This window comes from Kosakonia sp. H7A (genome assembly GCF_003028445.1).
GTDB classification, from domain to species: domain Bacteria; phylum Pseudomonadota; class Gammaproteobacteria; order Enterobacterales; family Enterobacteriaceae; genus Kosakonia; species Kosakonia radicincitans.
On sequence record NZ_PYTZ01000001.1, the window covers coordinates 679,073 to 691,382 of the forward strand.

At 54.5% G+C, this 12,310-nt stretch carries 15 protein-coding genes; 7 read left to right on the top strand and 8 right to left on the bottom strand.

Going from position 1 to position 12,310, the window contains the following annotated elements:
* Positions 1–14: 14 nt before the first annotated feature.
* Genes flgE through flgB form a run of 4 tightly spaced genes read right to left on the bottom strand, consistent with a single transcriptional unit; the run spans position 15 to position 2,773 of the window.
* Complete coding sequence (gene flgE / locus CWM66_RS03120) at positions 15–1,223, bottom strand: flagellar hook protein FlgE (protein ID WP_107146232.1); 1,209 nt, start codon at positions 1,221–1,223, stop codon at positions 15–17.
* Between the two features lie 26 nt (positions 1,224–1,249).
* Positions 1,250–1,936 (bottom strand): flagellar hook assembly protein FlgD, encoded by a 687-nt coding sequence (gene flgD, locus CWM66_RS03125; protein WP_007374476.1) that lies wholly within the window; start codon positions 1,934–1,936, stop codon positions 1,250–1,252.
* Between the two features lie 11 nt (positions 1,937–1,947).
* Positions 1,948–2,352 (bottom strand): flagellar basal body rod protein FlgC, encoded by a 405-nt coding sequence (gene flgC, locus CWM66_RS03130; RefSeq protein WP_007374475.1) that lies wholly within the window; start codon positions 2,350–2,352, stop codon positions 1,948–1,950.
* Between the two features lie 4 nt (positions 2,353–2,356).
* Positions 2,357–2,773 carry a flagellar basal body rod protein FlgB gene (flgB, locus tag CWM66_RS03135; protein ID WP_007374474.1) on the bottom strand — a complete coding sequence of 139 codons (417 nt, stop codon included), beginning with the start codon at positions 2,771–2,773 and terminating at the stop codon, positions 2,357–2,359.
* Between the two features lie 157 nt (positions 2,774–2,930).
* Here flgB and flgA point away from each other — a divergent pair, with 157 nt between their 5' ends.
* From flgA to flgN, 3 genes are all read left to right on the top strand, one after another.
* Complete coding sequence (gene flgA / locus CWM66_RS03140; protein ID WP_007374473.1) at positions 2,931–3,590, top strand: flagellar basal body P-ring formation chaperone FlgA; 660 nt, start codon at positions 2,931–2,933, stop codon at positions 3,588–3,590.
* A 94-nt stretch (positions 3,591–3,684) separates the two neighbouring features.
* A complete protein-coding gene (gene flgM / locus CWM66_RS03145) occupies positions 3,685–3,978 on the top strand; it encodes a flagellar biosynthesis anti-sigma factor FlgM (protein WP_035886201.1) in 294 nt (97 codons plus the stop codon).
* Positions 3,979–3,982: 4 nt separating this feature from the next.
* Positions 3,983–4,405 carry a flagella biosynthesis chaperone FlgN gene (flgN, locus tag CWM66_RS03150; RefSeq protein ID WP_035886202.1) on the top strand — a complete coding sequence of 141 codons (423 nt, stop codon included), beginning with the start codon at positions 3,983–3,985 and terminating at the stop codon, positions 4,403–4,405.
* Between the two features lie 45 nt (positions 4,406–4,450).
* On the opposite strand, the gene murJ is transcribed toward flgN, so the two are convergent.
* From murJ to rimJ, 4 genes are all read right to left on the bottom strand, one after another.
* Positions 4,451–5,986 carry a murein biosynthesis integral membrane protein MurJ gene (murJ, locus tag CWM66_RS03155; protein WP_007374470.1) on the bottom strand — a complete coding sequence of 512 codons (1,536 nt, stop codon included), beginning with the start codon at positions 5,984–5,986 and terminating at the stop codon, positions 4,451–4,453.
* 107 nt (positions 5,987–6,093) lie between these two features.
* Positions 6,094–7,017, bottom strand: a complete 924-nt coding sequence (locus CWM66_RS03160; protein WP_007374469.1) for a Gfo/Idh/MocA family protein — start codon at positions 7,015–7,017, stop codon at positions 6,094–6,096.
* A 2-nt stretch (positions 7,018–7,019) separates the two neighbouring features.
* Positions 7,020–7,667 (bottom strand): YceH family protein, encoded by a 648-nt coding sequence (locus CWM66_RS03165; RefSeq protein WP_007374468.1) that lies wholly within the window; start codon positions 7,665–7,667, stop codon positions 7,020–7,022.
* Between the two features lie 9 nt (positions 7,668–7,676).
* Positions 7,677–8,261, bottom strand: a complete 585-nt coding sequence (rimJ, locus tag CWM66_RS03170; protein WP_007374467.1) for a ribosomal protein S5-alanine N-acetyltransferase — start codon at positions 8,259–8,261, stop codon at positions 7,677–7,679.
* 238 nt (positions 8,262–8,499) lie between these two features.
* Between rimJ and mdtH the strand changes: the two genes are divergently transcribed.
* The 4 genes from mdtH to pyrC all read left to right on the top strand — a co-directional run bounded on the left by mdtH (position 8,500) and on the right by pyrC (position 12,262).
* Positions 8,500–9,708 (top strand): multidrug efflux MFS transporter MdtH, encoded by a 1,209-nt coding sequence (gene mdtH / locus CWM66_RS03175; protein ID WP_007374465.1) that lies wholly within the window; start codon positions 8,500–8,502, stop codon positions 9,706–9,708.
* Between the two features lie 65 nt (positions 9,709–9,773).
* Positions 9,774–10,421, top strand: coding sequence for a glutaredoxin 2 (grxB, locus tag CWM66_RS03180; protein WP_007374464.1), 648 nt, complete (start codon positions 9,774–9,776; stop codon positions 10,419–10,421).
* Positions 10,422–10,542: 121 nt separating this feature from the next.
* The gene (locus CWM66_RS03185; RefSeq protein WP_007374463.1) at positions 10,543–11,103 is read left to right on the top strand and encodes a lipoprotein; all 561 of its coding nucleotides are present in this window, start codon (positions 10,543–10,545) and stop codon (positions 11,101–11,103) included.
* Between the two features lie 115 nt (positions 11,104–11,218).
* The gene (gene pyrC, locus CWM66_RS03190) at positions 11,219–12,262 is read left to right on the top strand and encodes a dihydroorotase (RefSeq protein ID WP_007374462.1); all 1,044 of its coding nucleotides are present in this window, start codon (positions 11,219–11,221) and stop codon (positions 12,260–12,262) included.
* Positions 12,263–12,310: the final 48 nt, after the last annotated feature.

A 12,310-nucleotide genomic window follows, 5' to 3' on the forward strand; every position in this document is an offset into this window, starting at 1 on the left:
ATCCCGTCAGACGATTAACGCAGGTTAACCAGCGTGTTAAGGATCTGGTCCTGGGTTTTGATGGTCTGCGCGTTCGACTGATAGTTACGCTGCGCGACGATCATGTTGACCAGTTCTTTACTCAGATCCACGTTCGAAGCTTCCAGCGCGCCGCTGGTCAGGCTACCGTAGTTACCGGTGTTTGCCGTACCGAGCAGCGCCACACCGGAAGAAGACGTGGCAGACCAGACGTTGTCGCCTTCGGACTTCAGACCTTCGTTGTTGGCGAAGTTTGCCAGTACAATCTGCCCCAGCAACTGAGTCTGTTCGTTGGAGTAGTTACCTACAACGGTACCGTCATCGTTAATCTGGTAGCTCACCAGGTCACCCGGTTTGTAACCATTCTGGGTGGTCGCAACGATGTTGTTGGAACCGGTGTTTTGCTGCATGGAGTTCAGGAAGCTCAGGGAGAACGTCGCCGGGGTTGCGCCGTTAATGGTACCGGTGGTGATGTTCGCCGTGGTGCCGCTGGTCAGAGAGCCGTTCGCATCAAACACCAGTGTGCTTGCCAGCGTTGCAGTGCTGCCACTTACGCTACTGTCCTGCGAGTAAACACTCCAGGTGTTCGCCGTAGAACTTTTCACGAAGTAGACGTTCATGTCATGCGCGTTACCCTGGCTATCGTAAACGGTAACAGAGCCTTTTTTGTTGTAGCTATCCGCGTTAGTCGGATCAAAGGTGGTAACTGTCGGAGTGGAATCCGTAGAGTTCAGGTTGATCTGCATCGTTGCCGTGGTGGTGGTTTTCGCCGCCATCAGGGTGTTCGGGATAGTAATGGCCTGCGGGTTCGCGCCGGTCTGAACCGTTGGCGGTGTACCCGTTGCCGGATAACCCGTCACTTCCATGCCTTGCATGTTCACCAGGTTACGGTTCTCGTCCAGTTTGAACTGGCCGTTACGGCTGTAATAAACAGAACCGTTGCTGTCTACCAGACGGAAGAAACCGTTGCCGCTCAGCGCGACGTCAAGACCACGACCGGTACTGGTGGTGGTACCATCGTTAAAGTCCTGGGTAATCCCGGCCACCTTAACACCCAGACCGATTTTGGAACCGGCAAACATATCGGCAAAAGATGCAGTCCCGGATTTAAAGCCATATGTGGCGGAGTTGGCGATGTTGTTACCAATGACATCGAGGTTGGTGGCCGCAGCATTCAGGCCGCTGACCGCTTGTGAAAAGGCCATGACTTACTCCTGATAAGTGTTAAGGCTTAGATAATCTGCCGTACTTCGTCGAGTGTGGTTGTACCGTAGGTACCCAAATCTAAAAGGTTGCCGCTGGAGTTGAGCGTGACGCCCTGCACCATGGCAAATTGCAGCGGTTGTGCAACCAGCTGTGTTGATGCGTTGCTGGCAGAGATGGAGACTTTGTAAGAGCCATCCGGCGCTGTCGTCCCATCGGTCAGCTTGCCATCCCAGCTAAAGGTATGAACGCCAGCCGACAGCGAACCAATGTCAATCGTGCGCACCACGGTGCCGTCTTTGCTCGTGACAGTCGCAGTGACTTTGTCAGCAGCCTGCGTCAGTTCAACGCCAAACGGCGTGGTGGTTCCGCTGCCTACCAGAACCGTCTGCCCCGGGATCATGACGCCGTGACCAATCAGGTTAGATGCCTGCAATGACTGGCTGTTATCAATCTGTCCGGAAATCGAACCCAGCGTGGTATTCAGTTTTTCAATCCCGCTAAGGGTGCTGATCTGTGCCAGTTGCGACGTCAGCTCGTTGTTTTGCAGCGGGTTGGTCGGGTCCTGGTTTTTCAGCTGTGCGACCAGCAGCGTCAGAAAGCTACTCTGCAGGTCGGAAGCGCTGTTAGTGCCTGTAGTGGTAGTACCGGTAGTGCTGGTCGATGAGACACTACTGTTAGCAGTGGTGTCATTCACGTTCACGGCGATAGACATGCGTGTCTCCTTTACTGGCCAAGGGTGAGCGTTTTGAGCATCATGCTCTTAACGGTATTAAGCACTTCAACGTTTGCCTGATAGCTGCGTGAAGCGGACATGGTATTCACCATCTCACCGACCACATCAACGTTCGGCATTTTGACGTAGCCATTGGCATCAGCCAGCGGATTACCTGGTTCAAAGACCAGTTTGTCCGGCGCCTGACTTTCGACCACATCAGCTACTTTCACGCCGCCGGTCGCCTGACCCGGTGCAGCGTCCACCTGGAAGACAACCTGTTTAGCGCGGTAGGGTTGCCCATCCGGTCCGGTTACGCTGTCGGCGTTCGCCAGGTTACTGGCGGCGACGTTCAGACGTTTTGATTGCGCGGTGAGCGCAGACCCGGCGACATCAAAGATATTCAGTAATGCCATTTACTTAGTTCCCCTGTTGCAGAACGCTCATCATGCTTTTGATCTGCCCGCCCAGCACGGTCAGGCCGGTCTGGTATTTCACGCTGTTGTCAGCGAATTGCGTACGTTCGCGATCCATATCCACGGTGTTACCGTCGAGTGAAGGCTGGTCAGGAATGCGGTACAACAGATCGGCAGACGGCGTGGAGATGTTTTGCGCCGGAATATGGCGGGAAGATGTCAGCGTCAATGCAACGCCGCTGTTTTCAGCACGCCCGCGCTCCATGACTTTTTTTAATTCGCTGGAGAAATCAATATCGCGCGCCTGAAACCCGGGGGTATCGGCGTTGGCAATGTTTGCCGCCAGAATTTCCTGGCGCTGGGCGCTCAGGTTCAGCGCTTCTTGCTGAAAACGCAGAGCGGCATCAAGTTTATCGAGCATAGCTCCCCCACTGATGACAATTATTTAGCCAACAGCTTAAATCTCCTCAGGCAAACTTATCGCCGGAATAAGGGCAAAATGCGTCGCTATTTATTGCGTTGATAGATTTGCCATGCAGTTAAAATCTCTGCATCCCATCAACAGGCAGGAGTCTGCGATGAACACGTTGAAAAGCGGTTTAGCCGCGACCTTACTGTTTTTGAGCCCGCTGACACAGGCGGGCGAGCTGCAAGCTCAGCTCACATCATTTTTTGCTCAGCGCCTTGCTGGCTTTAGTGACGAGGTAGTGGTAAATATACGAACCCCGCAGAACATGTTGCCCACCTGCGATCAGCCCGCGCTGAGCGTAGTCGGCGGCGCAAAGCTATGGGGAAACGTAAACGTTGTGGCAAACTGTGCGGGAGCTAAGCGCTTTTTGCAGGTTAACGTGCAGGCGACGGGTAATTATGTAGTGGCGGCGCAATCTGTTGCGCGTGGCAGCACGCTGCAACCCGGCAGCGTGACATTAAAACGCGGTCGTCTCGATCAATTGCCGCCGCGCACGATGCTGGATATCAATCAGGCGCAGGATGCGATTAGCCTGCGCGATCTCGTTCCCGGGCAGCCGATTCAGCTCTCAATGCTGCGTCAGGCATGGCGGGTAAAAGCCGGACAGCGGGTACAGGTTGTGGCATCGGGAGATGGCTTTAGTGTGAACGGCGAAGGACAAGCGCTGGACAATGCCGCAGTGGCGCAAAATGCCCGCGTGCGTATGTCTTCAGGCCAGATTGTCAGCGGTACGGTGAATACTGATGGGAATATTCTGATTAACCTATAATCTTTTTAAAGAATTTATGTTGCCTGCCGATAAATAAGCAACGACTAAAGATATCTGGCCCGAAACGCCGGGACACCTCGATGAGGACAACACAATGAGCATTGATCGTACATCGCCTCTGAAGCCGGTTAACGCCGTTCAACAGCGTGAAACCAACGACGCCCAGACGCAGAAAGCACGTCTTGAAAAAGCCGAGACGGCGAACAGCACCAGCGTCACCATCAGCGGCGCGCAGGCGAAGCTGATGCAGGCGGGCGCGAATGACATCAATATGGAACGCGTTGAGCAACTGAAAACCGCGATTCGTAATGGTGAACTGAAAATGGATACCGGCAAGATTGCCGATGCCCTGATTAACGAAGCGCAGAGTTACTTACAGAGTAAATAACAGAATGAATCGACTGTCAGACATCCTTGATCAAATGACAGTTATCCTGAGCGCTCTGAAAGACGTGATGGATGCTGAGCAAAAGCAACTTTCCGTAGGCCATGTGAATGGCAGTGCGTTACAGCGTATTACGGAAGAAAAAAGTTCCTTGCTCGCAACGCTGGATTACCTGGAGCAACAGCGTCGTTCAGCGCAGAAAGCACAGCGCAGCGCTAATGACGATATCGCCGATCGCTGGCAGATTATTACGCAGAAGACACAGCATTTGCGCGACCTTAACCAGCACAATGGATGGCTGCTGGAAGGGCAAATTGAGCGTAATCAGCAGGCGCTGGATGTACTGAAACCCCATCAGGAACCAACGCTTTACGGTGCCAACGGCCACACCGCTTCTGCTAACCGCGGCGGCAAAAAAATCTCGATTTAATCGCCAGACATTTTTTTTGCCAGGGGTTTCCCCTGGCAAAATTGTTTATGCCGTCCGGCGGGCAAACTCTTTCAGTTTAAAACCCAGCAGTGCCAGCGTGGCGAAGTAAGCTACCACCCCTACCCCCACTACCGCCATCAAACGCAGCAAGCGGTATGGCATCGTACCCAGTGACCATTCCGGCATAACATAGAGCATGCCCACCAGCGCAGCCGCCATCACCAGCACAGCAATCACCAGACGCAGCAGAAAGCTTTTCCAGCCTGGCTGCGGCGTGAAAATATCTTGTTTACGCAGCTGCCAGTAAAGCAAACCGGCGTTCAGGCAGGCAGCCAGACCGATCGACAGTGACAACCCGGCATGTTTCAGCGGACCAATAAAAGCAAGGTTCATCAACTGCGTCATCAGCAGCGTGACAATGGCAATCTTCACCGGCGTTTTAATGTTTTGCCGCGAATAGAAGCCCGGTGCCAGCACCTTCACGACAATCAGGCCCATTAAGCCGACGGAGTAAGCAATTAATGCCCGCTGCGTCATCAGCGCGTCAAAGGCAGTAAATTTACCGTACTGAAACAGCGAGACGGTCAGCGGTTTTGCCAGAATGCCCAACGCCACTGCGCTCGGCAGCGCCAGCAGAAAGCAAAGACGCAGCCCCCAGTCCATCAGGCGGCAGTACTCATCGTGATTGCCGCTGGCGAAACTTTTCGACAGTGAAGGCAGCAAAATCGTCCCCAGCGCCACGCCCAGCACGCCAGACGGAAACTCCATCAGTCGGTCAGCGTAGTACATCCACGATACCGACCCGGAGACCAGAAACGAGGCGAAAATCGTGTTGATGATTAAGGAAATCTGGCTGACCGAGACCCCAAGGATCGCAGGCCCCATCTGCTTCACGACGCGAATAGCACCGGCATCGTGAAAACTCACGCGCGGTAATACCAGCATGCCGATCTTCTTCAGATGCGGCAGTTGATAAACCAGTTGCAGCACGCCGCCCACCGTCACCGCCCATGCCAGCGCCAGCACCGGCGGATGGAAGTACGGCGCGGCAAACAGCGCAAAGCCAATCATGCTGATATTGAGAAATGTCGGCGCAAACGCTGGCACCGAGAAACGATTCCAGGTATTGAGGATCGCGCCCACCAGTGACGCCAGCGAGATCAGCAGAATATAAGGAAAGGTAATGCGCAGTAGCTGTGAGGTGAGATTGAATTTATCCGCTGTATCGGCAAAACCCGGCGCGGTGACCAGAATCACCCACGGTGCCGCCAGCATCCCGGCGACAGTCACCAGCGCCAGCGCCAGCGTCAGTAAACCCGAGACATAGGCCACAAACACTCGCGTCGCATCCTCGCCCTGCTTGCTTTTGTACTCAGCAAGAATGGGAACAAATGCCTGGGAAAACGCCCCCTCGGCAAAGATGCGCCGCAACAAATTGGGCAGTTTAAACGCTACAAAGAAGGCGTCAGTTGCCATACCCGCGCCAAAAACCCTTGCCACAATAGCGTCGCGCGCAAAACCCAGCACGCGAGAAAACATCGTCATCGAGCTGACAGCCGCCAGCGATTTTAATAGATTCATTCTGGATTCCATAAGGCACAACGCCTGCAATGCAGGCGTTGGTATACAGCGAAGCGCTTAGTCTACAGGGAAAAAGGCGAATTACTATCGCCAGATGTTACAGGCGGTTATTCACTCATCGCCTCACGCCAGAGCTTTTCCACCACGCGTTGAGCCAGGATGGCCTGTTCACCCGCCGTTTCCGGAACCGTCTGATTTTGCACGCATTCAATAAAATGGCGCGCGCAACCCACAAAACCACGCTGTTCCAGCACGCTCTGCCAGCCAGCGACCGGACGCGCTACTACGCCCTGCCCGCGCTCTTCGCGCCATTCGCGCATATCGGTGATATCCACCAGCGCACCATCGGTGACAGCCTGAATCCATTCGCGCTGGCTTCCCGCCCGCCGGTGCATACTGGTGGTGATTTGCAGATGATCCAGTGAGAAGTGGTGTTCGGCATAAACCATTGCGCCGTCATCATCCGTGAGCAACGTACCGCTTTGTAATGCCGCCGCGCTTCCCGCCAGCCACAACGCGGTATCCACCACGTGCAGATAATCGTCGAGCAACGTGAAGCGTAAATCGTGCGGCCCTACGCTGTCGGTACGGTGTTTATCCATCCGCAACGACGCCGCCTGCGGCATCTGCTGTTTCAGTTCGCGGTACAGCGGCGAAAAACGGCGATTAAAACCGACCATCAGCGTCAGTTTTTTCCGCGCGGCCAGTTCGATAAGCCGCTCAGCATCCTGGAGGTTTTCTGCCAGCGGTTTATCAACGCAGACATGCACGCCAAGGTTCAGTAACTCACTGACCACGCTGTAGTGCGAAGCTGTCGACGTGTGGACGAAAGCCGCATCACATTGCGCGGCTAGTGCCGTCAGCGAATCAGCATACGGAATGCGCCAGGTTTCGCATACCCGCAGGGCTTTCTCCCGCGTCGGCGACCAGGCTGCGGTTAACGTCCAGTCGGTCGCAGCGCCGACAACCGGCAGCCAGGCTTTTTGCGCAATGCCGCCCAGGCCGACCACTCCAATACGTAATTTCGTCACGGCTAATCTCCTAAATGTGCGAGCAGCGAATCCAGACGCTGTTTCAGATCTGCCACTTCCTCTTCCAGCGCCTCAACGCGCGCCACCAGTGATTCTTCCGGCGGGCTGACCGCCTCAACAACATTCACCAGCGTCTGTACATCGCCGCTGAACAGGTGCATATAGCGGCTTTCGCGCTTACCGGGCTCGCGGGGTAGCCGCACGACATACGGACCATCTTCCCGCGTCGCCAACAGTTCCAGCGCCGTTTCCACTTCCGCCATATCGTTAAAGCGATGCATACGTTCCGCACGACCGCGCAGTTCCCCCGGCGTTTGCGGCCCGCGCAGCAGCAGCGTGGTGATGAGCGCCACTTCTGCCGGATTGAGTTTCAGATCGCCAAATTCAGAGTTGCAAAAACGCTGCTCGTATTTCGTTACGCGATTGCCAAAACCGCTGACGGTGCGCAGATAGTGCCGTTTCACCAATTCATCCAGCACCTCTTGTACCTCATGTTCACTGAGGTTCATGACGGGTTCACGGTTGGTCTTCTGATTACAGGCGGTAACCACGCCATTGATCGACAGCGGATATTGTTCCGGCGTGGTGATCTGCTTTTCCAGCAGGCAGCCGATAACGCGCGCTTCGACCGCTGAGAGTTGATACTTCATCGTTGCTCCTTAGCGACCCGGGGTCCATTCTTGCGCGGTGAGCGCGGTAAGTACGTGATCGCGCCACTGCCCGTCGATCAGCAAATACGATTTGGCGTAGCCTTCTTTCTCGAAACCCAGCCTCGCCAGCAAATCGCCGCTACGTTTATTATGCGGCATGTAATTTGCCATGATGCGGTGCATATGTTGCGTGCGCTGCATATAGCGGATCGCCGCCGTCAGCGCTTCAAACATCAGCCCTTGCCCCTGCCATTTTTGCCCAATGGAGTAGCCAAGGTAACAAGCATGAAACGAGCCGCGTACCACATTGGAAAAATTCGCCACGCCGACGATCTCTTTTTCCTCAGGATCGAGCAGCGCGAAATAGAATGCCGAACCCTGTTTATGAAACTCATTGATCATGCCAAGACGGGCCTGCCAGCCGGAAGGGTAGCAATGGCTTTCATCGCGCACGGGCTCCCAGGGCTTTAGAAATTGCCGATTTTCGGCGTAATAATCCGCCAGGCGCCAGGCATCGCGATCATGCACTAAACGAACCACTAATCTGTCTGTGACTAAGCGTACTTTCGGCACGTTACTGCGGTAGCCAAACATGCATTACCACTCCTTCCATTTCACCACACTTTTAACCCCTTACCTTTACTATACATTTGCGCAGCCACTCTGTGAAAACAGCAACATGGCATTTTCCACTTTGCGGACCATTTTCGATGAAAACTCTGAATCAAAGCCGGATTTTGATAAAAAAATATTGTCACCGCGAATGTGGGAAAAGATCGGGCGAACCCGCAGAATAAGAATGTCTTATCTTTCTTAATTTCCCGGAGGGGAAATGGCACGCATATCGCAGGCAAGGAGCCTGGGTAAATATTTCCTGCTTGTCGATAATATGCTGGTTGTACTCGGCTTTTTCGTTGTCTTCCCACTTATTTCTATTCGTTTTGTTGATCAGCTCGGCTGGGCGGCGTTGATGGTCGGTATTGCGCTCGGCCTGCGGCAATTTATTCAGCAGGGTTTGGGCATTTTCGGCGGCGCAATTGCCGACCGCTTTGGTGCCAAACCGCTGATCGTCACCGGCATGTTGATGCGTGCGGGCGGTTTCGTCGCGATGGGCGTGGCGCACGAACCCTGGCTGCTGTGGCTCTCCTGCATTCTTTCCGGACTGGGCGGTACACTGTTCGATCCGCCGCGTTCCGCGCTGGTGGTCAAACTTGTGCGCCCCAACCAGCGCAGCCGCTTTTTCTCTATCCTGATGATGCAGGACAGCGCCGGCGCGGTTGTCGGCGCATTGCTCGGTAGCTGGCTGTTGCAATATGACTTTCGTCTGGTGTGTGCCGCCGGAGCGCTAATGTTCGTGCTCTGCGCCGCGTTCAACGCCTGGCTGTTACCGGCGTGGAAACTCTCTACGGTAAAAGCCCCGGTGCGCGAAGGGTTGGCACGCGTGCTGCGCGACAAACGGTTCGTCACCTACGTCCTGACGCTGACCGGTTACTATATGCTGGCGGTACAGGTGATGCTGATGCTGCCGATCATGGTCAACGATATTGCCGGTTCACCGGCGGCAGTGAAGTGGATGTACGCCATCGAAGCCTGCTTGTCGCTGACGTTGCTCTACCCTATCGCCCGCTGGAGTGAAAAACGCTTTCGTCTTGAACAGCGTCTGATGGCCGGGCTGCTGGTGATGTCATTTAGTCTGCTGCCGATCGGAATGGTGGGGACGTTGCAGCAACTGTTTACGCTTATCTGCACATTCTATATCGGCTCAATTATTGCCGAACCTGCGCGGGAAACCTTAAGCGCGCAGCTAGCTGATGCCCGTGCGCGCGGCAGTTATATGGGTTTCAGTCGCCTGGGGCTGGCATTTGGCGGCGCGCTTGGTTACGCCGGTGGTGGGTGGTTGTTTGATGCCGGCAAAGCCTTCAACCAGCCGGAATTGCCGTGGATGATGCTCGGCCTGATCGGGCTGATGACCTCAATGGCGCTGCTGTGGCAATTCGGCCATAAGCGCATTCGCCCGCGGATGCTCGAACCTGGCGCCTGATTTGCGCCATGCAATGCTCTCTTCCATACTGGTCTTTAACGGATAAGCCAATATGGAGGAGAAACGTGAAACTCTACATTTACGACCACTGCCCTTTCTGCATCAAAGCCCGCATGATTTTCGGCCTTAAAAATCTTCCTGTAGAACTCAACATTCTGCTTAGTGACGACGAGGCCACGCCAACTAAAATGATTGGCCAGAAGATGGCGCCCATCCTGCAAAAAGACGACAGCCGTTATCTGCCGGAGAGTATGGATATTGTGCACTATGTCGATAAACTTGACGGCAAACCGCTACTCACCGGTAAACGAAACCCGAAGCTGGAAGAGTGGCTGCGCAAGGTTAACGGCTATGTGAATAAATTGCTGATACCCCGCTTTGCGAAATCCGCCTTCGACGAGTTTTCCACACCGCAGGCGCGCGCCTGGTTTGTCGCGAAGAAAGAGGCGGCGATCGGCAATTTCGATGAACATCTCGCCCACTCTGCCGGACTGGTGAAAAATATCAGCGACGATCTGCGCGCACTGGACAAGCTTATTGTCAAACCGAATGCGGTCAACGGCGAGCTCTCCGAAGACGATATTCATCTTTTCCCGCTGCTGCGTAACCTTACTCTTGTCGCCGGAATTAACTGGCCGAGCCGGGTGGCGGACTACCGCGATAATATGGCCAAGCAGACCCAGGTTAACCTGCTTTCATCAATGGCTATTTAGCGAACTCACGGCGGAAACGTAAGTTTCCGCCAGCCATTCAGCTTTTTCCGCTAGCCTTTGTACCTCGCCTGACGCATCCTACGCACCGGCTTTGACGCTTTCGGAATCACGTTGAGGAATTATGAAGAAGATCTTTTTTGCCGCTGCCTTACTGCTGAGCGGCGTGCTGGTGGGCTGTAACCAACTGACCCAATATTCCATCAGCGAACAGGAAATTAACCAGGCGCTGCAAAAACGCAACGATTTTGCGAAAGATATTGGCCTGCCTGGCGTGGCTGATGCGCACATTGTGCTGAACAACCTGGCATCGGAAATTGGTCGTGAAGAGCCGAACAAAGTGACGCTGACCGGCGATGCCAACCTGGATATGACCTCCCTTTTCGGTAACCAGAAAGCGGTCATCAAGCTGAAACTGAAGGCGTTGCCGGTGTTTGATAAAGAGAAAGGCGCTATTTACTTGCAGGAGATGGAAGTGGTGAAAGCCGACGTGCAGCCAGAAAAAATGCAAACAGTGCTGCAAACGTTGATGCCCTACCTGAACCAGTCGCTGCGCAACTACTTTAATCAGCGTCCGGCTTATGTGCTGAAAGAGGACAGTAGCAAAGGTGAAGCGCTGGCGAAGAAATACGCCAAAGGCATTGAGGTGAAACCGGGCGAAATTATTATCCCCCTCACCGACTGAGTCCAGGGCGCCGCGAGCGCCCTTTTTTTCAGGAAAAAGATGCAAACGAAAACGTTTCCGCTTATCCTTAGTGCCCGGCAAAAAACACCTGATTCTCACCAGCCGGAGCACTCCAATGACACAATCCCAGGTTTTGAAAATCCGCCGTCCTGACGACTGGCACGTCCACCTGCGTGATGGCGATATGTTAAAAACCGTGGTGCCGTGGACCAGTGAAACCTACGCCCGCGCCATTGTCATGCCCAATCTCGCTCCTCCTGTGACAACCGTGGATGCTGCGCGCGCGTACCGCCAGCGCATTCTTGATGCCGTGCCTGCCGGGCATGATTTCACCCCGCTAATGACCTGCTATCTGACCGACAGCCTGAGTGCGGATGAAGTGGAACGTGGGTTTAACGAAAACGTCTTTACGGCGGCAAAACTTTATCCCGCCAATGCCACCACCAACTCCAGCCACGGCGTCACCAGCATTGATGCCATAATGCCGGTGCTGGAGCGCATGGAAAAACTGGGCATGCCGCTGCTGGTGCATGGCGAAGTGACCCACGCGGATATCGATATCTTCGATCGCGAAGCGCGCTTTATTGAAACGGTGATGGAGCCGCTGCGCCAGCGCCTGCCGGGGTTAAAAGTGGTGTTTGAGCATATCACCACCAAAGACGCGGCAGATTATGTGCGCGAGGGTAACGAGCGCCTGGCGGCCACCATTACGCCACAGCATTTGATGTTTAACCGTAACCACATGCTGGTTGGCGGCGTGCGTCCGCATCTCTACTGCTTGCCTATCCTTAAACGCAACATTCACCAGCAGGCGCTGCGAGAGTTGGTCGCCAGTGGATTTGAACGCGCTTTTCTCGGTACTGATTCTGCACCGCACGCGCGGCACCGGAAAGAAGCAAGCTGTGGTTGTGCCGGTTGCTTCAATGCGCCAACCGCGCTCGGTAGCTACGCCACCGTGTTTGAAGAGATGAACGCCTTGCAGCATTTTGAAGCGTTCTGCTCGTCAAACGGACCGCGCTTCTACGGACTGCCGCTCAATGAGGGCTTTATTGAACTGGAACGCATCGAAAGCGTTGTACCAGAGAGCATTGCCCTGACGGACGATACGCTGGTGCCGTTCCTCGCGGGTGAAACCGTTCGCTGGCGCGTTAAGCAGTAAAAATTTTACTGCCCCCTGTTGTAAAGATACCTTATTAACTGTATATAT